General features: G+C 72.2%; 24 protein-coding genes. 12 read left to right on the top strand and 12 right to left on the bottom strand.

Annotated features, from left to right (window positions below; translation table 11 throughout):
* Positions 1–113 precede the first annotated feature (113 nt).
* Together ACFSL4_RS03875 and ACFSL4_RS03870 are read right to left on the bottom strand one after the other, a co-directional pair.
* Positions 114–464 carry a chorismate mutase gene (locus ACFSL4_RS03875; protein ID WP_381078464.1) on the bottom strand — a complete coding sequence of 117 codons (351 nt, stop codon included), beginning with the start codon at positions 462–464 and terminating at the stop codon, positions 114–116.
* 399 nt (positions 465–863) lie between these two features.
* Complete coding sequence (locus ACFSL4_RS03870; protein ID WP_381078462.1) at positions 864–1,643, bottom strand: S1 family peptidase; 780 nt, start codon at positions 1,641–1,643, stop codon at positions 864–866.
* Between the two features lie 231 nt (positions 1,644–1,874).
* Here ACFSL4_RS03870 and ACFSL4_RS03865 point away from each other — a divergent pair, with 231 nt between their 5' ends.
* The 3 genes from ACFSL4_RS03865 to ACFSL4_RS03855 are packed head-to-tail and all read left to right on the top strand — an operon-like array spanning position 1,875 to position 3,812.
* Complete coding sequence (locus tag ACFSL4_RS03865; RefSeq protein WP_381078459.1) at positions 1,875–2,777, top strand: hypothetical protein; 903 nt, start codon at positions 1,875–1,877, stop codon at positions 2,775–2,777.
* A 37-nt stretch (positions 2,778–2,814) separates the two neighbouring features.
* Positions 2,815–3,534, top strand: coding sequence for an ankyrin repeat domain-containing protein (locus ACFSL4_RS03860; RefSeq protein WP_381078456.1), 720 nt, complete (start codon positions 2,815–2,817; stop codon positions 3,532–3,534).
* Positions 3,531–3,812, top strand: coding sequence for a hypothetical protein (locus ACFSL4_RS03855; protein WP_381078453.1), 282 nt, complete (start codon positions 3,531–3,533; stop codon positions 3,810–3,812). Before ACFSL4_RS03860 ends, ACFSL4_RS03855 begins: the two co-directional genes overlap by 4 nt.
* On the opposite strand, the gene ACFSL4_RS03850 is transcribed toward ACFSL4_RS03855, so the two are convergent.
* Complete coding sequence (locus tag ACFSL4_RS03850; RefSeq protein ID WP_381078450.1) at positions 3,809–4,717, bottom strand: SDR family oxidoreductase; 909 nt, start codon at positions 4,715–4,717, stop codon at positions 3,809–3,811. The two genes, ACFSL4_RS03855 and ACFSL4_RS03850, sit on opposite strands and share 4 nt — an antisense overlap.
* A gap of 134 nt (positions 4,718–4,851) precedes the next feature.
* Positions 4,852–5,586: an SDR family oxidoreductase gene (locus ACFSL4_RS03845; protein ID WP_381078612.1), complete on the bottom strand. Its 735-nt coding sequence runs from the start codon at positions 5,584–5,586 to the stop codon at positions 4,852–4,854.
* Between the two features lie 178 nt (positions 5,587–5,764).
* Here ACFSL4_RS03845 and ACFSL4_RS03840 point away from each other — a divergent pair, with 178 nt between their 5' ends.
* The 4 genes from ACFSL4_RS03840 to ACFSL4_RS03825 are packed head-to-tail and all read left to right on the top strand — an operon-like array spanning position 5,765 to position 9,245.
* The gene (locus tag ACFSL4_RS03840) at positions 5,765–6,508 is read left to right on the top strand and encodes an enoyl-CoA hydratase family protein (RefSeq protein WP_381078447.1); all 744 of its coding nucleotides are present in this window, start codon (positions 5,765–5,767) and stop codon (positions 6,506–6,508) included.
* Complete coding sequence (locus tag ACFSL4_RS03835; protein ID WP_381078444.1) at positions 6,509–7,435, top strand: CoA transferase subunit A; 927 nt, start codon at positions 6,509–6,511, stop codon at positions 7,433–7,435.
* Positions 7,432–8,187 (top strand): CoA-transferase subunit beta, encoded by a 756-nt coding sequence (locus tag ACFSL4_RS03830; protein ID WP_381078442.1) that lies wholly within the window; start codon positions 7,432–7,434, stop codon positions 8,185–8,187. Before ACFSL4_RS03835 ends, ACFSL4_RS03830 begins: the two co-directional genes overlap by 4 nt.
* Entirely contained in the window at positions 8,187–9,245 is a 1,059-nt protein-coding gene (locus ACFSL4_RS03825) for an NAD(P)H-dependent flavin oxidoreductase (protein ID WP_381078439.1), read from the top strand. The genes ACFSL4_RS03830 and ACFSL4_RS03825 overlap by 1 nt, the downstream gene beginning before the upstream one ends.
* Here the strand turns inward: ACFSL4_RS03825 and ACFSL4_RS03820 are convergent.
* Genes ACFSL4_RS03820 through ACFSL4_RS03810 form a run of 3 tightly spaced genes read right to left on the bottom strand, consistent with a single transcriptional unit; the run spans position 9,229 to position 11,836 of the window.
* Entirely contained in the window at positions 9,229–10,386 is a 1,158-nt protein-coding gene (locus ACFSL4_RS03820; RefSeq protein WP_381078436.1) for an acetyl-CoA C-acetyltransferase, read from the bottom strand. The two genes, ACFSL4_RS03825 and ACFSL4_RS03820, sit on opposite strands and share 17 nt — an antisense overlap.
* Positions 10,387–10,423: 37 nt before the next feature.
* Positions 10,424–11,035, bottom strand: coding sequence for a TetR/AcrR family transcriptional regulator (locus ACFSL4_RS03815; protein WP_381078433.1), 612 nt, complete (start codon positions 11,033–11,035; stop codon positions 10,424–10,426).
* 15 nt (positions 11,036–11,050) lie between these two features.
* Complete coding sequence (locus ACFSL4_RS03810; protein ID WP_381078430.1) at positions 11,051–11,836, bottom strand: SDR family oxidoreductase; 786 nt, start codon at positions 11,834–11,836, stop codon at positions 11,051–11,053.
* Between the two features lie 47 nt (positions 11,837–11,883).
* On the opposite strand from ACFSL4_RS03810, the gene ACFSL4_RS03805 reads away from it, so the two are divergent.
* The gene (locus tag ACFSL4_RS03805) at positions 11,884–13,023 is read left to right on the top strand and encodes an acyl-CoA dehydrogenase family protein (RefSeq protein WP_381078427.1); all 1,140 of its coding nucleotides are present in this window, start codon (positions 11,884–11,886) and stop codon (positions 13,021–13,023) included.
* A complete protein-coding gene (locus tag ACFSL4_RS03800; RefSeq protein WP_381078425.1) occupies positions 13,023–13,979 on the top strand; it encodes an acyl-CoA dehydrogenase family protein in 957 nt (318 codons plus the stop codon). Before ACFSL4_RS03805 ends, ACFSL4_RS03800 begins: the two co-directional genes overlap by 1 nt.
* Before the next feature lie 28 nt (positions 13,980–14,007).
* Here ACFSL4_RS03800 and ACFSL4_RS03795 read toward each other — a convergent pair whose 3' ends face one another.
* The gene (locus ACFSL4_RS03795) at positions 14,008–14,733 is read right to left on the bottom strand and encodes a vWA domain-containing protein (RefSeq protein WP_381078422.1); all 726 of its coding nucleotides are present in this window, start codon (positions 14,731–14,733) and stop codon (positions 14,008–14,010) included.
* 252 nt (positions 14,734–14,985) lie between these two features.
* Entirely contained in the window at positions 14,986–15,441 is a 456-nt protein-coding gene (locus ACFSL4_RS03790) for an ATP-binding protein (RefSeq protein WP_381078419.1), read from the bottom strand.
* 148 nt (positions 15,442–15,589) lie between these two features.
* On the opposite strand from ACFSL4_RS03790, the gene ACFSL4_RS03785 reads away from it, so the two are divergent.
* Entirely contained in the window at positions 15,590–16,456 is an 867-nt protein-coding gene (locus ACFSL4_RS03785) for a helix-turn-helix domain-containing protein (RefSeq protein ID WP_381078416.1), read from the top strand.
* Positions 16,453–16,674: a DUF397 domain-containing protein gene (locus ACFSL4_RS03780; protein ID WP_381078413.1), complete on the top strand. Its 222-nt coding sequence runs from the start codon at positions 16,453–16,455 to the stop codon at positions 16,672–16,674. The genes ACFSL4_RS03785 and ACFSL4_RS03780 overlap by 4 nt, the downstream gene beginning before the upstream one ends.
* 369 nt (positions 16,675–17,043) lie before the next feature.
* On the opposite strand, the gene ACFSL4_RS03775 is transcribed toward ACFSL4_RS03780, so the two are convergent.
* The 3 genes from ACFSL4_RS03775 to ACFSL4_RS03765 form a co-directional block, all read right to left on the bottom strand.
* A complete protein-coding gene (locus tag ACFSL4_RS03775; protein ID WP_381078410.1) occupies positions 17,044–18,507 on the bottom strand; it encodes a glutamate synthase subunit beta in 1,464 nt (487 codons plus the stop codon).
* On the bottom strand, positions 18,500–23,095 hold the full coding sequence (gene gltB, locus ACFSL4_RS03770; RefSeq protein WP_381078407.1) for a glutamate synthase large subunit: 4,596 nt from the start codon (positions 23,093–23,095) through the stop codon (positions 18,500–18,502). The genes ACFSL4_RS03775 and gltB overlap by 8 nt, the downstream gene beginning before the upstream one ends.
* A 376-nt stretch (positions 23,096–23,471) precedes the next feature.
* Entirely contained in the window at positions 23,472–24,203 is a 732-nt protein-coding gene (locus tag ACFSL4_RS03765; protein WP_381078405.1) for a VIT1/CCC1 transporter family protein, read from the bottom strand.
* A 268-nt stretch (positions 24,204–24,471) separates the two neighbouring features.
* Between ACFSL4_RS03765 and ACFSL4_RS03760 the strand changes: the two genes are divergently transcribed.
* Positions 24,472–25,566, top strand: a 1,095-nt coding sequence (locus ACFSL4_RS03760; protein WP_381078402.1) for an ADP-ribosylglycohydrolase family protein, incomplete at its 3' end; no start/stop codon positions are given.

The following is a 25,566-nucleotide window of genomic DNA, read 5'->3' as shown; positions in this document are numbered from 1 at the left end:
ACGCCGGGGCTGGTGCCGTGCCTCGGTCGCCGGGGCTGGTGCCGCGGCATCGCGGGCCCCCGGTCGGTCCGGTCCGGGGACTCGCCGCGGCACACCCGGCCACCCCCCGCCGGTCACTCTCCCGGGACGGGGGTGCTGCCCGTGACGTCCTCGGCGATGCGTTCGTGGTGGCGGATGACCTCGGCGACGATGAAGTTCAGGAGCTTCTCCGCGAACGCGGGGTCGAGTTTGGCGCTCTCGGCGAGCCGGCGCAGCCGGGCGATCTGGGTGGCCTCGCGGGCCGGGTCGGCGGGCGGCAGCTGGTGCGCGGCCTTGAGGTGGCCGACCTGCTGAGTGCATTTGAAGCGTTCGGCGAGCATGTGGACGACGGCGGCGTCGATGTTGTCGATGCTGTCGCGCAGCCGGGCGAGTTCGGCGCGCACGGCCGGGTCGACTTCGCCGTTGGCGGTGTGGCGGGTGGTCATGGGCGCCCAGCCTACGGGGCGTGCGGGTCCTCGATCGCCACCGCTTCGGTGCCGGATCAGGCCCGCAGGGTGCGAGGGACCGCCGCCGGAGCGCACGGATTCCGGGCGTGCCGTGCGACTCTCGGGCCCGCGGAGGTGGCCGGGGGCGGGCGCGCCCCGGACGGAGGCCGGGCGGTCGCTGCAGGAGTGCGTGACACGGGGCCGGGGTGTCGTGCCGGGCGCGGATTCCGGGTGCCGGGGCGTCACCGGACGGGTCGCCGCTGTCGCGGCGGCGTGCCCGGACCGGCCCGGTGACCTCGGCGGCCGGCCGGACGCGTCGGACGGCGGGAAGGGGCGCCCGCGGCCGGGGCGGGCCGCGGGCGCCCGCGTACCCGGGGGGAGGGTACGCGCGGATTCCGGTCAGAGGCCCGAGGCGGCCCGGGCTATGTCGGCCGCGAACGTGGAGACCTCGGTGTAGACACCCGGGTAGCCGGGCCGTGCGCAACCCTGGCCCCAGCTGACGATGCCGACCTGGACGTAGGCGCCCGTGTCGTCCTTGCGGAACATGGGCCCGCCGGAGTCGCCCTGGCAGGTGTCGACGCCGCCCTGCGGGAAGCCGGCGCAGATCTCCTCGCCCGGCACCAGATCGCTGCCGTACGCCTGCTCACAGGTGGCGTCGTCGACGAAGGGGACCGTGGCCTTGAGCAGGTGACGCTGCTGGCCGCCGCCCTCGCGGGCGGCGCCCCAGCCGGCGACGGTGAAGTCACCGCTGTTGTACGCGGTGGTGGTGGCGGTCTTCAGGGTGGGCAGGTCGATGGGCTGGGCGAGCTTGATCAGGGCCCAGTCCCTGCCTTTGCCGTTGTAGCCGGGGGCCTGCAGCACCTTGGTCGACTTCACCTTGATCGCGCTGCCGCTCCGCAGGTCGACGACGCCCGCCGTGGCGGTGATCGAGGTGTTGGAACCGGATCCGCTCACACAGTGCGCGGCGGTCAGGACGATGTTCTTGGCATACAGCGCACCGCCGCAGCCCATGGAGAGACGGACCATGAACGGGAACTCACCCTGCGCGGCCCGCGTCCCGCCGACGACGGGCTGGGGAGCGGCATGGGCGGACAGGGGCTGGAGCGAGAGGGCGGCCAGCGCGACGGCGACCGTCGCGAAGGCTCTGTTGAGGCCGCCGATCTTCTTCAGGAGCTTCAACGTGTTTCCTTCCGTGGGGGGTTGACGGCACGGCGACAGCACGGAAGACCTCAATGACATGCCCCCGCCAAGCCTGTGCAGATTATTTGAAGCGCCGAAGGGGGCGACAAGAAGGGTTTTCCGGCCACAGGGCCGTGCGACGCCACGTCCGTGCGCCCGCGCATACCCCGCCACCAGGAGGGAGCGCGCCTACAGTGGAGGGCAGTGCTGGCGTCTTCAGGGGGTGCGGCCGTGGCGAACGGCGGACCGGTGGAGCACGGCTATCCGCATCTGGAGACGGTGCGGTCGGCCATCACCGCGCTGTACAGACGGCTCTCGTACGACACCATCCACACCTTCGCGACCAGCGTGAACCCCGCCGACGTGGCGTTCTGCGACCAGGACGACCTGCACCTGGGCGCGCAGCGCGTGGCACGGGAACTCGTGCGGCACTTCCGGCTGCCCGACGCCCGGATCATCGTCAGCTTCCGTGAGATGACGCACGCGGCGAACGTCGAACTGGCCGCGGGTCCGGAGTACTTCGTCGAACTCAACGACCGGTTCCGCACCCACCGCCGGGACATCGGCGCGGCGCTCGCGCACGAGGTGATGCACGTCTACCTGCACCGTCTCGGCCTGTCCTTCCCCGGCACCCGTGACAACGAGATCCTCACCGACACCGCGACGACCTACCTGGGCGCGGGCTGGCTCCTCCTCGACGCCTTCCGCGAGGACGGGATGTCGTCGCAGAAACTCGGCTATCTCACCCCGGAGGAGTTCGGCTATGTCCTCGCCAAGCGGGCACTGCTGTTCGGCGAGGACCCGGCCGTCTGGTTCACCAGCCCGCAGGCGTACACGGCGTACACCAAGGGCATGGCGCAGGCCCGCCGCGACGAGCAGCAGCCGCCGCTGACCGCCGCCGGCTGGGCGGGCCGCCACCGCTACGCCAAGGACCGCCGCCACGCCCAGGACCACCCCTCCGCCGGCCCCGACCCGCATCCGGGAGTCCCGTACTCCTTCACCTCCTCCGGCCACGGCCCGCTGCGCGTGTCGTTCCCGTGCCCGACCTGCCGGCAGCGGATCAGGGTGCCGGTACGGGGACGGGTGCGGGCGCGCTGCGCACTGTGCCGTACGGTGCTGGAGTGCGACACATGAGACGCGGCCGCGACCGGTGAGGCACGGACCGCGGAGGTTGTTCACGGCGGTCCGCGAAGGGGACGAGCTCGCGGTCCTGCGACTGCTGCGCGCGGGCGTAAGCCCCGAGTCGGCCGACGAGGAGGGCCGGACCGTCCTGTACGAGGCCGCGGTGAACGGCGCGCCGGGCATCGCAGGGCTGCTGCTGGCGGCCGGCGCCGACCCCGACCGCCTCAGCGAGGGCGCCGACGCGCCGCTGTGCGGCGCGGCGTGCGGGGGCCGTACCGAGGTCGTACGGGTGCTGCTGGCGGCCGGGGCGACGCCGGATCTGGCCGAGGAGGGCGGGTTCCGGGCACTGACGTGGGCGGTGCGGTGGGGGCACGCGGGGGTCGTACGGGCGTTGCTGGCGGCGGGCGCGGACCCGGATCTGCCCGGCCCCAGCGGCGAACCCCCGCTGGTGGCGGCCGCCCGGCGCGGCTCCCCCGGCTGTGTGCGTGCCCTGCCGGCCCACGGGGCGCGGGCGCGGCGGGAGGCGCTGGCCGAGACCCGGCGCCTGCGGGTGCCGGACGTCGCGGCGGAACTCCGCACGGGCCTGGAGGCGGCGTACGGCCCCGGCCACACGTACGTCACGCGCCGCTGGGAGCAGGAGCCCGGCACGGTGACCGTGGAGGTCAGGCTGGTGCGCGACGGCATGCCGGTGGCGGGCGACAACCGGCAGACCGGACACGACGCGATCGGCCGCCTGTTGGAGGACAGTCCCGGAGCGGGCGGCGGATGAGGCGGGCGGAAGCCCTCGTCCCCACCCCTGGTGGGCGCCACCGCCCGCCGGGCGGTGGCGCCCACGGCACCGCGCAGTGCACGAACACGGCCGTCACCCACGGCATCGCCCCGGGCGCGGTGTGGTTCGGGGGCGGGGCTGCGTCGGGCGCGGTGTGGTTCGGGGCGGTGTGGTTCGGGCGCGGGGCTGCATCGGGCGCGGTGTGGTTCGGCGCGGTGTGGTTCGGGGCGGTGTGGTTCGGGCGCGGGGCTGCATCGGGCGCGGGGCTGCATCGCTAGTCCGCCCCGTACACCGCCCCCGGTGCCCCGGCCTCCGCCAGCAGCTTCAGTGCCGCCTCCCCCGCCTCGGCCGGGCTCCAGCGCGCGCCCTTGTCGGCGGTCGGGCCCGGCCGCCACCCCTCCATGACGGTGATCCGCCCGCCCTCGGCCTCGAAGACCCGCCCGGTGACCCCGGCGCTCCCGGGGGAGCCCAGCCAGACGACCAGGGGCGAGACGTTCTCGGGGGCCATCGCGTCGAAACCGGCGTCCGGCGCTGCCATCGCCTCGGCGAACGTGCGCTCGGTCATCCGGGTGCGGGCGGCCGGAGCGATGGCGTTGACCTGCACGCCGTAGCGCCCGAGTTCCGCCGCCGCGACCAGCGTCAGCGCGACGATCCCGGCCTTCGCCGCGCTGTAGTTCCCCTGCCCCACCGAGCCCAGCAGCCCCGCCCCGCTGCTGGTGTTGACGACACGGGCGCGGGGGGCGCGTCCCGCCTTCGCCTCGGCCCGCCAGTGCGCCGCCGCGTGCTTCAGCGTCAGGAAGTGGCCCTTGAGGTGGACGCGCAGCACGGCGTCCCAGTCGTCCTCGTCTAGGTTGACCAGCATCCGGTCGCGCAGGAACCCGGCGTTGTTGACGAGGGTGTCGAGGCGCCCGTACGTCTCCAGGGCGCTCGCCACCAGCGAGGCGGCCCCGGCGTCCGTCGCGATGTCGCCGCCGTGGGCGACCGCCTCCGCGCCGGCCGCGCGGATCTCGTCGGCGACCCGGCCGGCCGGGCTGTCGGCGCCGGGCACCCCGTCGAGGCCGACCCCGAGGTCGTTGACGACGACCTTCGCGCCTTCTGCGGCGAACGCGAGAGCGTGGGCGCGGCCCAGACCACGGCCCGCACCGGTCACGACCACCACCCGGCCATCGGCGATACCTGTCACATCTGTCCCCTTGTCGTTGTGTCGATGGATCGATCCATCGATGTAAGTCGTCCGCGACGTGCCGTCGTCCGTGGTGCGGCGTCGTCCGTGGTGCGGCGTCGTCCGTGGTGCGGCGTCGTCCGTGGTGTGCGGTCTCATGCGCGGCGGTTCACGGTCGCCGCGTCGAGGAACGCCGGGCGCTCCCCTCCCCCGTGGACCAGCAGGCTCGCACCGGTGATGTACGCGGCGGCGTCCGAGGCGAGGAAGACGGCGGCCTCTCCGACGTCGGACGGCTCGGCGAGCCGCCCGAGCGGCACGGTGCGGGAAACGGCCGCGACGCCGTCCTCGCCCCCGTAGTGGAGGTGGGAAAGCTCGGTACGGACCATCCCGACGACCAGCGTGTTGACCCGCACCCGCGGCGCCCACTCCACGGCCATGGACCGGGCGAGGCTCTCGACCCCTGCCTTGGCCGCCCCGTACGCGGCCGTGCCCGGTGAGGGCCGGCCGCCGCTGACGCTGCCTATCATCACGACCGCTCCGCCGGCGCGCCTGAGGTGCGGGTAGGCCGCGAGTGAGACGGTCAGCGGGGCGAGGAGGTTGAGCGCGACGACCCGGGCGTGCCGTTCGGGCGCGGCGTCGGCGAGGAGCCGGTAGGGGGCACCGCCCGCGTTGTTGACCAGCACGTCGACGCGGGGCAGCGCGTCGAAGAAGTCCCGTACGGCGGTGGGGTCGCACACGTCGAGCGCGACGAACTCCATGCCCGGCAGGGGGACTTCGGGAGGCCTGCGGGCGCACACCACGACCTCCGCGCCGGCCGCGGCGAAGGCCCGGGCGATCCCGGCCCCGACGCCGCGGGTGCCGCCGGTGACTACGGCGGTCCGGCCGTGCAGGCCGCGGACGGTCCCGCCGGAGTCCCCGCGGGCACCAAAGTCCCCGCGTGATGATCCGTCGCCCGACGCCGGGGACGGAAAGGCTGAGTTGTCCACAGGGTCTCCCGCCGGAATGCGATGACTGCTAGCGTCGAATCGCACCTAACAAACGTTTGGTGGAAAGGTAGCTGATGTGCCCATGGGTGTCTCCACCTCGTGCCCGGAAAAAGGGATCGCCGTCGTCACGGTCGACTTCCCACCGGTGAACGCGCTGCCGGTGGGCGGCTGGTTCGCCCTGGCCGATGTCGTGCGGTCGGCGGGCCGCGACCCGGAGGTCCGCTGTGTCGTGCTGGCCGCCGAGGGGCGCGGTTTCAACGCGGGCGTGGACATCAAGGAGATACAGGCCCGGGGCAGCGAGGCGCTCGTAGGAGCCAACCGCGGATGCTTCGAGGCGTTCGCGGCGGTGTACGAGTGCGAGGTGCCGGTCGTGGCGGCCGTGCAGGGCTTCTGCCTGGGCGGCGGGATAGGACTGGCGGGCAACGCGGACGCGATCGTGGCGAGCGAGGACGCCGTCTTCGGGCTGCCCGAACTGGACCGCGGCGCACTGGGCGCGGCCACCCACCTGGCGCGGCTGGTCCCCCCGCACCTGATGCGCGCCCTGTACTACACCGCGCGGACGGCGACGGCGGCCGAACTGCACGCGCACGGCTCGGTGTGGCGGGTCGTTCCTCGCGAGGGGCTGCGCGCGGCCGCCCTGGAGCTGGCCCGGGAGATCGCCGCCAAGGACGGCGAGCTGCTCCGGCTCGCCAAGGCCGCCATCAACGGCATCGACCCGGTCGATGTCCGCCGTAGCTACCGCTTCGAGCAGGGCTTCACCTTCGAGGCGAACCTGAGCGGCGTGGCCGGCCGCGTCAGAGACACCTTCGGAACAAAGGGGGCGTAGGTGGGGGACAAGACGATGACCGCCGACGAGGTCGTCTCCCGGCTGGAGAGCGGCATGACCCTCGGCATCGGCGGCTGGGGCTCGCGCCGCAAACCGATGGCCCTGGTGCGGGCGCTGCTCCGCTCGGAGGTCACCGATCTGACGGTCGTCTCCTACGGCGGCCCGGACGTCGGCATGCTCGCGGCCGCCGGACGGATCCGCACCCTGGTCGCCGCCTTCGCGACCCTCGACTCGATCCCGCTCGAACCGCACGTCCGGGCGGCGCGCGAGAGCGGCGCCTTCGAACTGGTGGAGATCGACGAGGCGATGTTCATGTGGGGGCTGCACGCGGCGGCCAACCGGCTGCCGTTCCTGCCGGTGCGGGCGGGCATCGGCTCGGACGTGATGCGGGTCAACCCCGGCCTGCGGACGGTCACGTCGCCGTACGAGGACGGGGGGCCGTTCGCGGGCCCGGCCCGCCCGGACGCGCCCGGGGATGCCGTCGCTCCCGGCGGGGGCGGGCCCGGTGTCCGCGAGGAGTTCGTGGCCATGCCCGCGCTGCGGATGGATGCCGCCCTGGTTCATGTCAACCGCGCCGACCGGCTGGGCAACGGCCAGTACCTGGGCCCGGACCCCTACTTCGACGACCTGTTCTGCGAGGCCGCCGACGCGGCGTACGTCTCGTGCGAGCGGATCGTGGACACGGCGGAGCTGACGAAGGAGGCGGCGCCGCACACTCTGCTCGTCAAGCGGCACACCGTGACCGGCGTGGTCGAGACGCCGGACGGCGCGCACTTCACGTCCTGCGCACCCGACCACGACCGGGACGAGCCCTTCCAGAAGCACTACGCGACCACGGAGTGGCCCCGGTTCGCCGAGCGGTTCCTCGCCGGGGACGAACAGACCTATCAGTCGGCCGTCCGGGCCTGGCACAAGGAGCGGCCATGAGCGGAGCGACCCGCGCCGAGTACTGCGTGATCGCCTGTGCCGAGGCATGGCGCGGCGCGGGGGAGATCCTCGCCAGCCCCATGGGCCCGGTCCCGTCCGTCGGGGTGCGCCTCGCCAGGCACACCTTCTCCCCGGACCTGCTGCTCACCGACGGCGAGGCGATGCTCGTGGGCCCCGACGGCACGGTGGAGGGCTGGCTGCCCTACCGGCAGCATCTGGCGCTGGTCACCGGCGGCCGGCGGCACGTGATGATGGGCGCGAGCCAGATCGACCGCTTCGGCAACCAGAACATCTCGTGCGTCGGCGACTGGGCACGGCCCCGACGGCAGCTGCTGGGGGTGCGCGGCGCACCGGTGAACACCCTGAACAACCCGACCAGTTACTGGATACCGCGGCACTCGCGGCGGGTGTTCGTCGAGCGGGTCGACATGGTGTGCGGGGTGGGGTACGACCGGGCGGCCCGGCACCCGGCCTCCGCCCGCTTCCACCGCATCCCGCGCGTGGTGTCCGACCTCGGCGTCTTCGACTTCGCCACCCCGGACCGGTCGATGCGGCTGGCCTCGCTGCACCCGGGGGTGACGGTGGAGGAGGTACGCGAGGCGACGGGCTTCGAGCTGACGGTCCCGGACGAGGTGCCGTACACCCGCGAACCGACGCCGGACGAGCTGCGGTTGATCCGCGAGGTGATCGATCCGCGGGGGGTACGGGAGCGCGAGGTTCCCGACCGGTCCGCCGAGAGCGGAGGACACTGATGGACACCGCGCTCACCCGGCTCGTCGGCATCCGGCACCCGGTCGTCCAGACGGGCATGGGCTGGGTGGCCGGGCCGCGGCTGGTGTCCGCCACGGCGAACGCGGGCGCGCTGGGCATCCTGGCCTCCGCGACCATGACGCTCGACCGGCTGCGGGAGGCGATACGGGAGGTCCGGTCGCGTACCAACGCGCCGTTCGGGGTGAATTTGCGCGCGGACGCCTCGGACGCGGCCGACCGGGCGCGGATCCTCGTCGAGGAGGGCGTGCGGGTGGCCTCCTTCGCGCTGGCCCCCTCCCGTGAACTGATCGCCGGGCTGAAGGCGGCGGGTGTGATCGTGATCCCGTCCGCGGGCGCCCGGCGGCACGCGGAGAAGGTGGCCGCCTGGGGTGCGGACGCGGTGATCGTGCAGGGCGGCGAGGGCGGCGGTCACACCGGCGAGGTGGCGACGACCGTGCTGCTGCCGCAGGTGGTGGACGCGGTGGACATCCCGGTGGTGGCGGCGGGCGGCTTCCACGACGGGCGGGGGCTGGTCGCGGCACTGGCGTACGGGGCGTCGGGGGTGGCGATGGGCACACGGTTCCTGCTCACCTCGGACTCGACCGTGCCGGACCCGGTGAAGGCGAGGTATCTGGCGGCGACCGTGAAGGACGTCACCGTGACGAGGGCGGTCGACGGGCTGCCGCACCGTATGCTGCGCACCCCGCTCGTCGACGCGCTGGAGCGCGCGGGCCGTACGCGGGCACTGCTGCACGCGGTGCGCCGGGCGTCCGGCTTCCGGAGGCTGTCGGGCCTGACGTGGCGGCGGATGGTCCGCGATGGCCTCGCACTGAGGCACGGCAAGGACCTGACCTGGAGCCAGGTCCTGCTCGCTGCGAACACGCCGATGCTGCTCAGGGCCGCCATGGTGGAGGGGCGGACGGACCTCGGGGTGATGGCGTCCGGGCAGGTCGCCGGGGTGATCGGTGACCTGCCCTCGTGCGCGGAGCTGGTGGAGCGGATCATGGCGGAGGCGGAGGAGGCGCTGGCATCGCTGGGATCCCTCAGAGCCGCTCGATGATCGTCACGTTCGCCTGGCCGCCGCCCTCGCACATCGTCTGCAGTCCGTAGCGGCCGCCAGTGCGCTCCAGTTCGTGCAGCAGGGTGGTCATCAGCTTGGCGCCCGTGGCGCCCAGGGGGTGGCCGAGCGCGATGGCGCCGCCGTTGACGTTGACCTTCTCCGGGTCGGCTCCGGTCTCCTTCAGCCAGGCGAGGACGACCGGGGCGAACGCCTCGTTGATCTCGACGAGGTCGATGTCGTCGATGGTGAGGCCGGTCTTCTTCAGCGCGTGCGCGGTCGCCGGGATCGGTGCCGACAGCATGCGGATGGGGTCCTCGCCGCGCGCCGAGAGGTGGTGGACCCGGGCACGCGGGGTCAGCCCGTGTTCCCGTACCGCCCGCTCCGAGGCCAGCAGCAGGGCCGCCGCTCCGTCGGAGACCTGCGAGGAGCAGGCGGCGGTGATGGTGCCGCCGTCGAGGACCGGCTTCAGCGCGGCCATCTTCTCCAGCGAGGTGTCCCGGCGCGGGCCCTCGTCGGCCGTGACATCTCGGTGGGCGACGACCTCACGGTCGAAGCGGCCCTCGTCGATGGCCCTCAGGGCCCGGCGGTGGGAGCGCAGCGCGAACTCCTCCTGGTCGCGCCGGCTGATGCCCCACTTGGCGGCGATCAGTTCGGCGCCGTGGAACTGGTTGACGGGCCGGTCGCCGTAGCGGGCCCGCCACCCCTCGCTGCCCGCGAACGGCCCCTCGGTGAGCCCCAGCGGTTCGGCGGCCTGGCGGGAGGCGAAGGCGATCGGGATCTGCGACATGTTCTGGACACCGCCCGCGACCACCAGGTCCTGGGTGCCGGAGAGCACGGCCTGCGCCGCGAAGTGCACGGCCTGCTGCGAGGAGCCGCACTGGCGGTCCACCGTCACACCCGGCACCTCCTCGGGCAGCCCGGCCGCCAGCCAGCAGGTGCGGGCGATGTCCCCGGCCTGCGGCCCCACCGTGTCCAGGCAGCCGAAGACGACGTCCTCCACGGCGGCCGGGTCGATGCCGGAGCGGGCCACCAGGGCCCCCAGCACATGCGCGCCCAGGTCCGCCGGATGGACCCCGCTCAGGCCACCCCCGCGCCGCCCGACGGGCGTGCGGACCGCTTCGACGATGTATACCTCGGCCATGGTCAACTCCTCCACTGGGACGGCCGTTCGGATGCGACTAGGTGCGCACGGCGATTCCGTCGAGCACCATCGACAGGTACTGCCGGGCGATCTCCTCCGGGCTGTGCTGTCCACCGGGCCGGTACCAGGACGCCGCGACCCACACCGTGTCGCGCACGAACCGGTAGGTGAGCCGGACGTCGAGGTCGGACCGGAACACCCGGGCGGCGACCCCGCGCTCCAGCGTGGACAGCCATGCCTTCTCGAACTTGCGCTGCGATTCGGCGAGGAACGCGAACCGTTCCTGCGCCGCCAGCTGCCTGGACTCCTTCTGGTAGATCGCGACGGCCGCGCGGTGCCGGTCGATCTCCCGGAAGGACTCGGTGACCAGCGCCTCAAGCGTCTCCCGCGGACCGAGTTCGGCGTCCAGGACGGTGTCGTAGCCGTTCCACAGCTCGTCCAGGAACGTGCGCAGGATCTCCTCCAGCATCGACTCCTTGGAGTCGAAGTGGTAGTAGAGGCTGCCCGCGAGCATCCCGGCGTGATCCGCGATCGTGCGGACGGTGGTGGCGTTGTAGCCCTGCTCGGCGAAGACCTCGGCGGCGGTGTCGAGGAGTTCACGACGGCGGGCCGGCGCGGCGGTCACCTGGGGCTTCTTCTCGGTCGGCACGGATCCATTGTCGTCCTAGGCGTGCTGGCTGCTGACGGCGACCACCTCGCCGGTCATGTACGAGGAGTAGCCGGACGCCAGGAAGACGATCACGTTGGCGACCTCCCACGGCTGTGCGTAGCGCCCGAAAGCCTCCCGCGCGGTCAGCTCCTCCAGCAGCTCGGACGTCGTCACCTTCACCAGGTGCGGGTGCATGGCGAGGCTCGGCGCGACGGCGTTCACCCGCACCCCGTACGGGGCCGCCTCGATCGCCGCGCACCGGGTCAGGGCCATGACACCCGCCTTCGCGGCGGCGTAATGGGCCTGGCCGGCTTGGGCGCGCCAGCCGATCACGGAGGCGTTGTTGACGATCACGCCGCCGCCCGTCTCCCTCATCGCGCGCAGGGCCGCCCGGGTGCAGCGGAACGTGCCGTTCAGGGTCACGTCCAGCACCGTCGACCACTGCTCGTCGGTCATGTCGGCGAGGGGGGCCGTGCCGCCCAGGCCGGCGTTGTTGACGACGATGTCGAGGCGCCCGTGCATCTGAACGGCCGCGTCGAACAGGGCCCCCACCTGGGCCCCGTCGGTGACGTCGCAGGGGACCGCCGCCACCGCCCCGTCGAACCGCCGGCCCAGCTCCGCCTCGTACTCCTTGAGCCGGCGCACATGAACGTCGCTGATCACCACCCGTGCGCCCTCTTCCAGGAACCGGCGCGCCGTCGCCCCTCCGATCCCCGCCCCGGCCGCCGCGGTGATGACGGCGGTGCGGCCCTTCAGCAGCCCGTGGCCGGGTACGTACGACGGACTCTCGACGTCTGTCATGGGCCCACGCTAACCTACCAAACACTTGTTAGGGAAGGATGGTGCCCGTGGACCTCACGCACTCCCCCGCCGACGAGGGCTTCCGCTCGCAGGCCCGCGCCTGGCTCGCCGCGCACGTGCCCGCCGTCCCGCTGCCCTCCCTGGAGACCGAGGAGGGCTTCGCGGCGCACCGCGCGTGGGAGGCCGAACTCGCCGCGGACCGCTGGTCGGTGGTGTCCTGGCCGGCCGCGTACGGCGGACGGGACGCGGGGCTGGTGCGCTGGCTGATCTTCGAGGAGGAGTACTACGCGGCGGGCGCGCCGGGCCGCGTCGGCCAGAACGGCATCAACCTGCTGGCGCCGACCCTCTTCGAGTACGGCACGCAGGAGCAGCGGGCGCGTGTCCTGCCGCCGATGGCGTCGGGCGAGGTGGTCTGGGCTCAGGCGTGGTCCGAACCGGAGGCGGGCTCGGATCTGGCGTCGCTGACGTCGAAGGCGGTCCGCACGGAGGGCGGGTGGCTGCTGCGGGGCCAGAAGACGTGGTCGTCGCGGGCGGCCTTCGCCGACCGCGCGTTCGGGCTGTTCCGCAGCGACCCGGAGGCGCCCGAGCCGCACCAGGGCCTCACCTACCTCATGTTCGACCTGCGCGCGCCCGGGGTGACGGTACGGCCGATCGGCCGTCTCGACGGCAAGCCGGCCTTCGCCGAGCTGTTCCTGGACGATGTCTTCGTGCCCGACGAGGACGTGATCGGCGAGCCGGGCCGGGGCTGGCGGATCGCCATGTCGACGGCGGGCAACGAGCGCGGGCTGACGCTGCGCTCACCCGGCCGTTTCCTGGCCGCCGCCGGCCGGCTGGTCGAGCTGTGGCACGCGCGGGGATGCCCCGTGGAGGCGCGGGACCGGGTGGCCGACGCGGTGATCGGGGCCCGCGCGTACCAGTTGTTCACCTACGCGGGCGCGTCCCGCTTCCTCGACGGCGAGGCCATCGGCCCTGAGTCCAGCATGAACAAGGTGTTCTGGTCGCAGTACGACATAGCGCTGCACGAGACGGCGCTCGAACTGCTGGGCGTGGAGGGTGAGTCGGCGGACACCGGCTGGGCGGAAGGCTATGTCTTCGCCCTCGCGGGCCCCATCTACGCCGGCACCAACGAGATCCAGCGCGACATCATCGCCGAGCGCCTGCTCGGCCTGCCGAAGGGCCGCCGCTGATGCGTTTCCTGCTCACCGGCGAACAGCGCGCCTTCGCCCGCTCGCTGGACGCCCTGCTGACCGCCGCGGACACACCGGCGGTCGTACGGTCATGGAGTACCGGCGACCACACGGCCGGACGGGCGCTGTGGTCCCGGCTCGGCGAGGCGGGCGTCTTCGCGTTGGCGGTCCCGGAAGCGTACGAGGGGCTGGGCCCGCTTCCCGTCGAACTCGCCGTGGCCTTCGTGGAGCTGGGCCGCCATGCGGTTCCGGGGCCGGTGGTGGAGACGGTGCTCGCGGCGGCCCTGCTCGCGGGGGTGCCCGAGCAGGCCGAGCGGCTGCTGCCCGGAACGGCCGCGGGCCGGGTGATGGTCACGGTCGGTGCGCCGTACGCGCTGGACGGGGACGTGGCCGACACCGTACTCGCCCTCACCGGCGGGGAGGTGTGGCTGTCCCCCGGCTGCCGGCCGGAGGTCCGGCCGTCGCTGGATCCGGCCCGCAGGCTGGCCACCCCGCTCCCCGGCGGCCGGCTCCTGTCCCCCGCCGTCCCGCCCGGCGCCCTCTCCTGGGCCCGTCTGGCCACCGCGGCCCAGGCCCTCGGCGTCGGCCTCGCCTTGCTCGACAGAACCGTCGCGTACGTCGGGCAGCGGGTCCAGTTCGGTGTGCCCATCGGCTCGTTCCAGGCGGTCAGGCATCGGCTGGCCGACGCGAAGACCGCTCTGGAGTTCGCGCGGCCGCTGCTCTTCGGCGCCGCCCTGTCGATGAACCCCGGGGACGTCGCGGCCGCCAAGGTCGCGGCCTGCGAGGCGGCCTATGCCACCGCCCGGACCGCCCTCCAGTTGCACGGGGCCATCGGCTACACCGTCGAGTACGACCTGTCCCTGTGGCTGACGAAGGCCCGTGCGCTGCTCACCGCGTGGGGGACACCGGCGCAGTGCCGGGCCGCCGTCGTCGAGGCCGTCCGCCCGGGCCCGTGAGAGCGAGCCGCTCGTCCGTCCCGCCGGCTCACCCCGGTGCCACGATCCCCTGCGCCCGCGCCGCCGCCAGCCACTGCGGGAACTCGCCCACCAGACGGTCGTACAACGCGTCGTCGGACACCTCCCGCGGGTCAGAGCCTGCGTGGAAGAACCCGGCGTTGTCGACGACGCGCTTGTGCGGCACGGCCAGTTCGTCGAGCCTGCGCAGGAAGCCGAACTGCTTGCTGCCGGGATCCCCGAACCCGATGAACTGCCAGAACATCGGCAGCCGGGCCGCCTTGCACAGGTACCGCTCCGCGGCGAGCTTGTTGACGGGACCGCCGTCGGTCTGGAAGACGACGAGCGCGGGGTCCTCGGCGCCGCTGTCGAGGTAGTGGTCGATGACGGCGTCCATCGCCAGGTGGTAGCTGGTCCTGCCCATGTGCCCGAGCCCAGCCACGATCCGGTCGATCCGGCCGCGGTGGTCGGCGAGGGAGATGTCCGTCACCGCGTCGATGTCCGTGGAGAAGAAGACGACCGACACGCTCCCGTCGTCGTCGAGGTGCGCGGACAGTCCGAGCACCCGGTCGGCGAGCGCCTGCACGCTGCCGTCCCTGTAGTACGGCTTCATGGACCCCGAGTGGTCGACCACCAGGTAGACGGCGGCCCGCTGCCCGCCCAGCCCGTGCTTGCGCAGCGAGACCCCGGCGCTCTTGTAGAGGCCGACCAGCGCGGGCGCGGCCTCCTCCACCTTGGCGAGGCTGATGGCGGCCATGGGTCTCCTTTCCTCACGGGGACGTACCGGGGGCCGACTCCGTCCGGCCGGCGCCTTTACCACCTCCACGACACGACCCCGGGCGCCCCATTGAAGCAGCCGGGCTACGCCACGGACACGGAAGCCCTGCATCCGGACGCCCGCAACCTTGCCGCGTTCCCCCTGCACCTGCGCGAGGAGTACCAGCAGATGGTGCGTGCGGTCCGTTCCATCGCGCCATGGAACCCCGTCGCCGCGCGCGGGCCGCGTCCCTCACATCTCCTCGGCGGGCACCCGGCAGCGCACCTGTTTCCCGATCGCCGAGCGCCGTACCTGCCACCCGGGGGCGAGCAGGTCGACCAGCCCGAGCCCCCGCCCACCCTCCGCCTCCGCGCTGTCGAACGCGATCGCCCGCCGCCTCGGCAGTACGCCGGGGTCCGGATCGTGCACGTTCACCGCGATGCCGTACGACATCGCGTACACCTCCACCACGAGCGGAACGTGGTCCCCACAGGCCCGCACGGAGTTGCCGACCAGTTCGGAGAGGACGAGCCGGGCGGAGTCCACGGCACCGGGGGCGAGGCCCTGAGTGAGCAGTTCGCTACGGGTCAACTCCCTTACGGCACGCAGGTTCGGGGGCGAGGCGGAGATGTGGGCGGCGAAGCCCCGGGGGCGGGGGCGAAGGTAGTAGCCGGGCACGGTGAGGTGGGGGGTCGGAGTGGGGTGCATGGTGTCGCCTTCTGAAAGGCCGGTTGGAACAGGTCCAGGCTGCACCCGGCGCACCTCGTTCTCCCTGAGGTAGAAATATTTCCCCCAAAAGGGGTGAAGTTCTCGCGATGGTGTGCGACAAGCCCAACAGCGTCGCCAGACTCCACCCATGCCCAACTCGCCGCTTGTACCGACTGTTCGACGCCGCCGCCTGGGTGCCAGCCTGCGGCGTTTTCGCAACGAGGCCGGGATGACCCTCGATGCTGCCGCAGGAGCCATGGCCTGGAGAGCGCCCAAGCTCTCAAAGATCGAGGGCGCCACTCAGTCGATCAGACCGGTCGAGGTGGAGGCACTCCTGACCGTGTACGGGGTGCAGGACACCCGGGTGAAGGACGCGCTGAAGGCTCTGGCCCAGGACGCCGGAAAGAAGGGCTGGTGGCAGACGTACAGCACGATCGTGTCACCCGCCTACGCCGACTACATCTCTCTTGAGACGGACGCCGATACGATCTGCGAATGGTCGCCACTGGTCGTCCCGGGCCTGTTGCAGACGGCCGCCTACGCCCGGGAGACCATCGCCGGCGTGACGACATCACGCACACCAGAAGAAGTGGTGGCCCTGGCGGAGGTACGCATGGCCCGACAAGCCGTACTCTCCCGTCCGGGAACGGCTCCAGAGCTGTGGGCCATCATCCATGAAGCAGCGCTTCATCAGCGCTTCCCTGCGCGTCCCGCGACCATGCGAGAACAGCTCCGGCGACTGCTCGGTGTCTCGGAGATGCCCAACGTCACGGTGCAGTTGATGCCGCTGGACTCCACCCCCAACCCAGGCGTGGTCGGCGGCTTCACCGTAACGGCGTTCCCCCAGCCCATGCCTTCAGTAGTACTGCTGGAAAACCTCAGCGGTGCGACGTACGTTGAAGGCAACGACGCAGCACCCTTCGCCAAGGCTTTCGAGTGCATTCGCGTCACGGCCCTTCCGGTGGAGGACTCGCTGGCGCGCATCGCCGAGTTGGAAGAGAGTCATCGCAAGTGAACGACTTCAAGGCCGACCTGTACGCAGGCGATCTCACCCAAGCGATATGGCGCAAGGCGTCGAGCAGCGGCGCGGAGAACAACTGCGTCGAAGTCGCCGAACTCCCCGGCGGCGCCAGGGCCGTCCGGGACTCCAAGAACCCCGGGCGTGCACCCCTGTGCTTCACCGCCTCCGAGTGGGCCGCGTTCCGGGACGGGATCATCGCCGGCGAGCTTTGACCACTCAGCCGACTCTGCTGCACGACCGCGGGCCACCGGCCTACCGATTCGGCTGGACCACCGTCCGAATCACCAGGTGCGCGCCCACGACCACTGGCTTTCCCGTGCCCCGTGTCCCCACCGACGGCTCCCACTCGCGCGAGGGCGTGCGGGCCATCGTCATCGGCACGGGTCCCCGCGGCGTCCCGTACCGGCGGTGGCCCCCACCTCGGACAGAAGCCGGACACGCGACGGCGCCTGCCCGAACGTCCGGGCGAGGACGTTCGGGCAGGCGCCGTCCGTGTTCCGTACGCCGTTGTACGGGACGCGGATGAGTGACCGTCAGGTCACGCCCGGGGCCGGCAGGCCGACAGGTCACGCCCGGGGCCGTCAGACCATCAGCGCGCGGTCCGTGGGCCGGACCGGGGCCGGCAGGTCGCTGGCGCCCGTGAGGTAGCGGTCGACGCCGCGCGCCGCCGAGCGGCCCTCGGCGATCGCCCACACGATGAGCGACTGGCCGCGGCCCGCGTCACCGGCCACGAACACACCCGGGACGTTGGTCTGGAAGCCGGCGTCGCGCGCGATGTTGCCGCGCTCGTCCAGCGCCAGGCCGAACTGCTCCACCAGGCCGTTGTGCTGGTCGGTGCCGGTGAAGCCCATCGCCAGCGTCACCAGCTGCGCGGGGATCTTCCGCTCGGTGCCCGGCTTCTGCGTCAGCCTGCCGTCCACGAACTCGACCTCGATCAGGTGCAGCCACTGCACGTTGCCGTCCTCGTCGCCCTCGAAGTGGGTCGTCGAGACGGAGTAGACCCGCTCGCCGCCCTCCTCGTGCGCGGAGGTGACCTTGTACAGCATCGGGAAGGTCGGCCACGGCTGGGAGACCGGGTTCCGCTCGTCGCCCGGGCGGGGCATGATCTCCAGTTGGGTGACGGAGGCCGCGCCCTGCCGGTGGGCCGTGCCCACGCAGTCCGCGCCCGTGTCACCGCCGCCGATCACGACCACGTGCTTGCCCTCGGCCGAGATCGGCGAGGTGACGTAGTCGCCCTCCTGGACCTTGTTGGCCAGCGGCAGGTACTCCATGGCCTGGTACACGCCCTTGAGCTCGCGGCCGGGCACCGGCAGGTCGCGGGCGGTCGTCGCGCCCGCCGCGATCACCACGGCGTCGTACCGCTTGCGCAGGTCCGTCGCCTTGACGTCCCGGCCGATCTCGACGCCCGTGCGGAAGCGGGTGCCCTCCGCGCGCATCTGCTCGATACGGCGGTTGATGTGCCGCTTCTCCATCTTGAACTCGGGGATGCCGTAGCGCAGCAGACCACCGACACGGTCCGCGCGCTCGTACACCGCGACCGTGTGGCCGGCCCGGGTCAGCTGCTGGGCCGCGGCCAGGCCCGCGGGACCGGAGCCGATGACGGCCACGGTCTTGCCCGACAGGCGCTCGGGGATCTGCGGCTTCACGGTGCCGCTGTCCCACGCCTTGTCGATGATCGAGACCTCGACGTTCTTGATGGTGACCGGCGGCTGGTTGATACCGAGCACGCACGCCGACTCGCACGGAGCGGGGCACAGCCGGCCGGTGAACTCCGGGAAGTTGTTCGTGGCGTGCAGCCGCTCCGACGCCTCGGCCCAGTCCTCGCGGTACGCGTAGTCGTTCCACTCGGGGATCAGGTTCCCCAGCGGGCAGCCGTTGTGGCAGAACGGGATGCCGCAGTCCATGCACCGGCCGGCCTGCGTGCTGATGATCGGCAGCAGCGAGCCGGGAACGTAGACCTCGTTCCAGTCCTTGACACGCTCGGCCACCGGGCGGGACGTGGCGACCTCGCGGCCGTGCGTCAGGAAGCCCTTGGGATCAGCCATTGGTCGCCGCCTCCATCATCTTCTCGGTGATCTCGGTCTCGGAGAGACCGGCTCGCTCGGCGGCGTCCTTGGCGGCGAGCACTGCCTTGTACGTGCTGGGGATGATCTTGCTGAAGCGGTCCACGGCGACGGACCACTCGGCGAGGAGCTTCCCGGCGACCGTGGAACCGGTCTCCTCGGCGTGGCGGCGCACCACGTCGTGCAGCCACTGCTTGTCCGCGTCGTCCAGCGCCTCGACGGCATCGAGGTTGCCGGCGTTGACGTTGTCACGGTCGAGGTCGATGACGTAGGCGATGCCGCCCGACATGCCGGCCGCGAAGTTGCGGCCCGTCTCGCCGAGCACGACGGCGTGGCCGCCGGTCATGTACTCGCAGCCGTGGTCGCCCACGCCCTCCGAGACCACGAGCGCACCGGAGTTGCGGACACAGAACCGTTCGCCGGTACGGCCGCGCAGGAACATCTCGCCGCCGGTCGCGCCGTACGCGATGGTGTTGCCCGCGATCGTCGAGTACTCGGCGAGGTGGTCGGCGGTGCGGTCGGGCCGCACGATCACGCGGCCGCCGGACAGGCCCTTGCCGACGTAGTCGTTGGCGTCGCCCTCCAGGCGCAGCGTGACACCGCGCGGCAGGAACGCGCCGAAGGACTGGCCCGCCGAACCGGTGAAGGTGATGTCGATCGTGTCGTCGGGCAGGCCCGCGCCGCCGAACTTCTTCGTCACCTCGTGGCCGAGCATGGTGCCGACCGTGCGGTTGATGTTGCGGATCGCGACCTGGGCGCGCACCGGCTGGGCGTCGTTCGCCGAGTCCGCGGCGAGGGCGTCGGCGGCGAGCTTGATCAGCTCGTTGTCGAGCGCCTTCTCCAGGCCGTGGTCCTGGGCGACGAGCTGGTGGCGCACCGCGCCCTCGGGCAGCTCGGGCACGTGGAACAGCGGCTCAAGGTCCAGGCCCTGCGCCTTCCAGTGGTTCACGGCCCGCGTCACGTCGAGGACCTCGGCGTGGCCGACGGCCTCCTCGATGGAGCGGAAGCCCAGCTCCGCCAGCAGTTCGCGGACCTCCTGAGCGATGAACTGGAAGAAGTTCACGATGAACTCGGGCCTGCCGGAGAAGCGGTCGCGCAGCACCGGGTTCTGGGTGGCGATGCCGACCGGGCAGGTGTCCAGGTGGCAGACGCGCATCATGACGCAGCCGGAGACGACCAGCGGCGCCGTCGCGAACCCGAACTCCTCGGCGCCGAGCAGCGCGGCGACGACCACGTCGCGGCCGGTCTTGAGCTGGCCGTCGGTCTGCACGACGATGCGGTCGCGCAGGCCGTTGAGCAGCAGCGTCTGCTGCGTCTCGGCGAGGCCGAGCTCCCAGGGGCCGCCGGCGTGCTTCAGTGACGTCAGCGGGGAGGCGCCCGTACCGCCGTCGTGGCCCGAGATCAGGACCACGTCCGCGTGCGCCTTGGAGACACCCGCGGCGACCGTGCCGACGCCGACCTCCGACACCAGCTTCACATGGATCCGCGCCTGCGGGTTCGCGTTCTTCAGGTCGTGGATCAGCTGGGCCAGGTCCTCGATGGAGTAGATGTCGTGGTGCGGCGGCGGCGAGATCAGCCCGACGCCCGGCGTCGAGTGACGGGTCTTGGCCACCCACGGGTACACCTTGTGGCCGGGCAGCTGGCCGCCCTCGCCGGGCTTGGCGCCCTGGGCCATCTTGATCTGGATGTCGTCGGCGTTGACCAGGTACTCGGAGGTCACGCCGAAGCGGCCGGAGGCCACCTGCTTGATCGCCGAGCGGCGCGCCGGGTCGTACAGGCGCTCCGGGTCCTCGCCGCCCTCACCGGTGTTGGACTTGGCGCCCAGCCGGTTCATGGCGATGGCGAGGGTCTCGTGCGCCTCCTTGGAGATGGAGCCGTACGACATGGCGCCCGTGGAGAAGCGCTTGACGATCTCGGAGACCGGCTCGACCTCCTCGACGGGGATCGGCGCACGGTCGGACGTGAAGCCGAACAGGCCGCGCAGCGTCATCAGGCGCTCGGACTGCTCGTTCACCCGGTCCGTGTACTTCTTGAAGATGTCGTAGCGGGCCGTGCGCGTGGAGTGCTGGAGGCGGAAGATCGTCTCCGGGTCGAACAGGTGCGGCTCGCCCTCGCGGCGCCACTGGTACTCGCCGCCGATCTCCAGCGCGCGGTGCGCGGGAGCGATGCCGGAGGCGGGGTAGGCCTTGGCGTGCCGGGCGGCGACCTCCTTGGCGATGACGTCGACGCCGACACCGCCGATCTTGGTGGCCGTGCCGTTGAAGTACTTCTCGACGAAGGCGTCGTCGAGGCCGACGGCCTCGAAGACCTGGGCGCCGCGGTAGGAGGCGACGGTCGAGATGCCCATCTTGGACATGACCTTCAGGACGCCCTTGCCGAGGGCGTAGATCAGGTTGCGGATGGCCTTCTCGGGCTCGATGTCCGGCAGGAACGTTCCGGCCCGGACCAGGTCCTCGACGGACTCCATCGCCAGGTACGGGTTGACCGCGGCGGCGCCGTAGCCGATGAGCAGGGCGACATGGTGGACCTCGCGGACGTCACCGGCCTCGACCAGCAGGCCCACCTGGGTGCGCTGCTTGGTGCGGATGAGGTGGTGGTGGACGGCCGCGGTGAGCAGCAGCGACGGGATCGGCGCGTGCTCGGCGTCCGAGTGGCGGTCGGAGAGGACGATCAGGCGGGCGCCGTTGCCGATCGCGGCGTCGGCCTCGGCGCAGATCTCCTCGATGCGCGCGGCGAGGGCGTCGCCGCCCCCGCTGACGCGGTACAGGCCGGACAGCGTGGCGGCCTTCATGCCCGGCATGTCGCCGTCGGCGTTGATGTGGATGAGCTTGGCCAGCTCGTCGTTGTCGATCACCGGGAACGGCAGCACGACGCTGCGGCAGGAGGCCGCGGTCGGCTCCAGCAGGTTGCCCTGCGGGCCCAGCGACGAGCGAAGGGAGGTGACCAGCTCTTCGCGGATCGCGTCCAGCGGCGGGTTGGTGACCTGCGCGAACAGCTGGGTGAAGTAGTCGAAGAGCAGGCGCGGGCGCTCGCTGAGCGCGGCGATCGGCGAGTCGGTGCCCATCGAGCCGATCGGCTCGGCGCCCGCCTTGGCCATCGGCGCCAGGATGACGCGCAGCTCCTCCTCGGTGTAGCCGAAGGTCTGCTGGCGGCGGGTGACCGAGGCGTGGGTGTGCACGATGTGCTCGCGCTCGGGCAGGTCGCCCAGTTCGATCTCGCCGGCCTCCACCCAGTCCGCGTAGGGCTGCTCGGCGGCGAGGGCCGCCTTGATCTCGTCGTCCTCGATGATGCGGTGCTCGACGGTGTCGACGAGGAACATGCGGCCGGGCTGCAGGCGGCCCTTGCGGACGACCTTGGCGGGGTCGATGTCGAGGACGCCGACCTCGGAAGCGAGGACGACGAGGCCGTCGTCGGTGACCCAGTAGCGGCCCGGGCGCAGACCGTTGCGGTCGAGTACCGCGCCGACCTGGACGCCGTCGGTGAAGGTGACGCAGGCCGGGCCGTCCCAGGGCTCCATCATCGTGGAGTGGAACTCGTAGAAGGCGCGCCGCTCCGGGTCCATGGCGTCGTGGTTCTCCCACGCCTCCGGGATCATCATCAGCACGGAGTGCGGCAGGGAGCGGCCGCCGAGGTGCAGGAGTTCGAGCACCTCGTCGAAGGAGGCGGAGTCGGACGCCTCGGGCGTGCAGATCGGGAAGATCCGCTCCAGCTTCTCCTGGGGACCGAACAGTTCGGAGACCAGCTGGGACTCGCGGGCGCGCATCCAGTTGCGGTTGCCCTTGACCGTGTTGATCTCGCCGTTGTGCGCGATGAAGCGGTACGGGTGGGCGAGCGGCCAGCTAGGGAAGGTGTTCGTGGAGAAGCGCGAGTGGACCAACGCGATCGCGGTGGCGAACCGGCGGTCGGACAGGTCCGGGAAGAAGGGCTCCAGCTGGCCGGTGGTCAGCATGCCCTTGTAGACGATCGTGCGTGCGGACAGCGACGGGAAGTACACGTCGGCCTCGCGCTCGGCGCGCTTGCGCAGCACGAAGGCCGTGCGGTCCAGGTCGATGCCCCTGCTGACGCCGTCGGCCACGAAGAGCTGGCGGAAGACGGGCATCGTGGCGCGGGCGGTCACGCCGAGCAGCTCGGGGGCGACGGGTACCTCGCGCCAGCCGAGGACGGTCAGGCCCTCCTCCGCGGCGATCGCCTCGATCCGGGCGACGGCCTCGGCGGTGCCCTCCTCGGGCAGGAAGGCGATGCCGACGGCGTAGGAGCCCGCCTCGGGCAGTTCGAATCCGGCCACCTCGCGGAAGAAGGCGTCGGGAACCTGGGCGAGGATGCCCGCGCCGTCGCCCGAGTCGGGCTCGGAGCCGGTGGCACCGCGGTGCTCCAGGTTGGTCAGAACCGTCAGCGCCTGCTCGACCAGCGCATGGCTCGCCTCACCGGTGAGGGTGGCCACGAAACCGACGCCACAGGCGTCGTGCTCGTTGCGGGGGTCGTACATACCCTGCGCAGCAGGGCGAGCATCCATGAACGACCAGTTCTGGCCATTCTCGGAGTGCTGGGACGGCTGGCGCGGTGTACGCATCGGCTCTCCCGTCGTCGTCGTGGCATGTGCAAGTGCCGAGGGACGACGTTGGCCCTCTGCGCAAAATTTCGTGCAGGTTACATGATGGAGTGGCTCTCGTGAACCGGACAGCCCGTTCCAGCATGCGGACATCGTCGGGGCGTGGTAGGGATGTCACGCACGACGAAGATGGGATCAAGGGGGCGCGAACGGACAGATCGGTGCCCGTCGGCCCGGGGATGCGGTGGACATCGTCGCCCACCGCGACAGGTGCGGAGCAGGCGTCATTGCCCGCGGCGCTTACGGCTCATGCCCAGTGGTCATGCGGTCGAAACCACCGAGTAACAACTACCTGTGCGGTCCCTCGCACCGGCAGCGCGCACACGGAGGTGACAACTCATCCTACGGCGGTACCGAACAAAGTACCCAGGACGTACGTCACACCCGCCGCGGCACCGCCCAGCGCCAGCTGCCGCACACCGCTGAACCACCAGGTGCGCGCCGTCACCTTGGCCACGACCGCGCCGCACACGAACAGGCCGATCAGGGCGACCAGCACGGCCGGCCACAGGGCCTGGGCCCCGAGCAGATAGGGCAGGACCGGCAGGATGGCACCGAGTCCGAACGCCCCGAAGCTGGAGACCGCGGCGACCATCGGGGAGGGCAGCTCGCCCGGGTCGACGCCGAGCTCCTCGCGCGCGTGTATCTCCAGGGCCTGCTCGGGGTCGCGGGAGAGCTGCTTGGCGACCTCACGGGCGAGGTCCGGGTCGACGCCGCGCGCCTCGTACAGTGCCGCCAGCTCCTCCTCCTCGTCCTCGGGGTGCTTCCTGAGCTCCCGGCGTTCCACTTCGAGCTCGGCCTCGACGAGCTCGCGCTGCGAGGCGACGGAGGTGTACTCGCCGGCGGCCATGGAGAAGGCGCCGGCGGCCAGGCCCGCGAGCCCCGTGATGATGATGGTCTGGCGGCTGACGGCTCCGCCGGCGACACCCGTGATCAGGGCCAGGTTGGAGACCAGCCCGTCCATCGCGCCGAAGACGGCCGGGCGCAGCCAGCCACCGTTCACATCACGGTGCGTGTGGTTGTCGCGGTGCGCCTCGTGCAGCGTCGCTTCGGTCTCGATGATGGCCATGGCCGGCCCCCCAGAGGTACGTGATTGGACTGCTTCCACTTTTCGACAACTGCAAAAGTACGCTCGGGTCTTCTGCCCCGCCAGCAAGGAAAGGCTGGGCTAACCTGCGCGTTTGCCCGTGGAGGCCACTCGCGAGAGTACCCGCACCCCGGTGTCGGACGGGTGATGCTGAGGCCCCTCAGGCTCTGACGGGCCGCTCGGGTGGGACAGATCACAGGGGCTCCATCGCCCCGGGAAGAGGGGGGTGCCCTGAGAGGAGTGGCACCGCATGGGTTCCATCGCCCGTATTCCCCCGGCCCCCACACCCGAGGACGCCGCCGGTCTGCGCGAACGGGCGCGCGGTGCGCTGCTCGGCCTCGCCGTGGGGGACGCGATGGGCGCGCCCGCCGAGAACATGAAACCGTCGGAGATCCGCGCCCGCTGGGGCCGCATCACGGGGTACGTGGCGCGGCAGCCCTCCGGCACGGACGACACCGAGTACGCGATCTTCTCGGGGCTGCTGCTGGCCCGGCACGGCTCGGCGCTCACCGTCGCGCACGTCGAGTCGGCCTGGCACGAGTGGATCGCGGACCGCGACGAGGGGCCGTTCCGCGGGGCGGGGTTCAGCGAGCGGGGCACGCTGGAGAACCTCAGGCGGGGCCTCGCTGCACCCATTTCGGCGCAGCACCGGCACGCCTGGAGCGACGGCCTGGCCATGCGCGCGGCCCCCTTCGGCGTCTTCGCCGCGGGACACCCGGCGGAGGCGGCCCGGCTGGTGGCGATCGACGGCTCGGTGAGCCACGAAGGGGAGGGCATCTACGGCGGCCAGGCCGTCGCGGCCGGGGTCGCGGCGGCGATGGCGGGCGCGCCGACGAGCACCGTGGTGGCCTCGGCCCTCGCGGTCGTCCCCGAGGATTCATGGACGGCCCGCTCCCTGCGTCGCGCCGTCGCCGTGGCCCACCGCGGCGCCCGCGCCGTCCGCTCCGCGGTGGTGATCGGCGGCTACCCCTGGACGGACCTGGCCCCCGAGGCGGTGGCCCTGGCCTTCGGCGCGTACGCGGCGGCGGACGGCGACTTCCCCGAGTCGGTGCTCACCGCGGTCAACATGGGCCGCGACGCCGACACCACGGCCGCGGTCGCCGGGGCCCTGGCGGGCGCGGCGCTCGGCGTCTCGGCGATCCCGGCCGAGTGGGCCGCGGCGATCGGCCCGGCGCGCGGCCGCTGCCTGCCGTCCATGGAGGGGCACCACGTGCTGGACGTGGCGGAGTTGCTGACGCCGGGCGAGGGCGGGAAGTGGGGGGCGGGGGTCGCCGGGGTGTGGGGGGCGGGGATCGCCGCAGGGCGGGAAGATCTCGTGGAGCGCTCCGGCCCCGCGCGCCCGCAC

Origin of the sequence: Streptomyces caeni, assembly GCF_042678285.1 — a bacterium.
GTDB lineage: Bacteria > Actinomycetota > Actinomycetes > Streptomycetales > Streptomycetaceae > Streptomyces > Streptomyces caeni.
This window is presented reverse-complemented; position numbering and strand designations above follow the sequence as displayed.

Excerpts from the sequence above, each read along its gene's own strand:
- ACFSL4_RS03875 (WP_381078464.1), bottom strand. The coding sequence starts at position 464 with ATGACCACCCGCCACACCGCCAACGGCGAAGTCGACCCGGCCGTGCGC.
- ACFSL4_RS03855 (WP_381078453.1), top strand. The coding sequence starts at position 3,531 with ATGAGGCGGGCGGAAGCCCTCGTCCCCACCCCTGGTGGGCGCCACCGC.
- ACFSL4_RS03840 (WP_381078447.1), top strand. The coding sequence starts at position 5,765 with ATGGGTGTCTCCACCTCGTGCCCGGAAAAAGGGATCGCCGTCGTCACG.
- ACFSL4_RS03830 (WP_381078442.1), top strand. The coding sequence starts at position 7,432 with ATGAGCGGAGCGACCCGCGCCGAGTACTGCGTGATCGCCTGTGCCGAG.
- ACFSL4_RS03825 (WP_381078439.1), top strand. The coding sequence starts at position 8,187 with ATGGACACCGCGCTCACCCGGCTCGTCGGCATCCGGCACCCGGTCGTC.
- ACFSL4_RS03820 (WP_381078436.1), bottom strand. The coding sequence starts at position 10,386 with ATGGCCGAGGTATACATCGTCGAAGCGGTCCGCACGCCCGTCGGGCGG.
- ACFSL4_RS03810 (WP_381078430.1), bottom strand. The coding sequence starts at position 11,836 with ATGACAGACGTCGAGAGTCCGTCGTACGTACCCGGCCACGGGCTGCTG.
- ACFSL4_RS03800 (WP_381078425.1), top strand. The coding sequence starts at position 13,023 with ATGCGTTTCCTGCTCACCGGCGAACAGCGCGCCTTCGCCCGCTCGCTG.
- ACFSL4_RS03795 (WP_381078422.1), bottom strand. The coding sequence starts at position 14,733 with ATGGCCGCCATCAGCCTCGCCAAGGTGGAGGAGGCCGCGCCCGCGCTG.
- ACFSL4_RS03790 (WP_381078419.1), bottom strand. The coding sequence starts at position 15,441 with ATGCACCCCACTCCGACCCCCCACCTCACCGTGCCCGGCTACTACCTT.
- ACFSL4_RS03785 (WP_381078416.1), top strand. The coding sequence starts at position 15,590 with ATGCCCAACTCGCCGCTTGTACCGACTGTTCGACGCCGCCGCCTGGGT.
- ACFSL4_RS03775 (WP_381078410.1), bottom strand. The coding sequence starts at position 18,507 with ATGGCTGATCCCAAGGGCTTCCTGACGCACGGCCGCGAGGTCGCCACG.
- gltB (WP_381078407.1), bottom strand. The coding sequence starts at position 23,095 with ATGCGTACACCGCGCCAGCCGTCCCAGCACTCCGAGAATGGCCAGAAC.
- ACFSL4_RS03765 (WP_381078405.1), bottom strand. The coding sequence starts at position 24,203 with ATGGCCATCATCGAGACCGAAGCGACGCTGCACGAGGCGCACCGCGAC.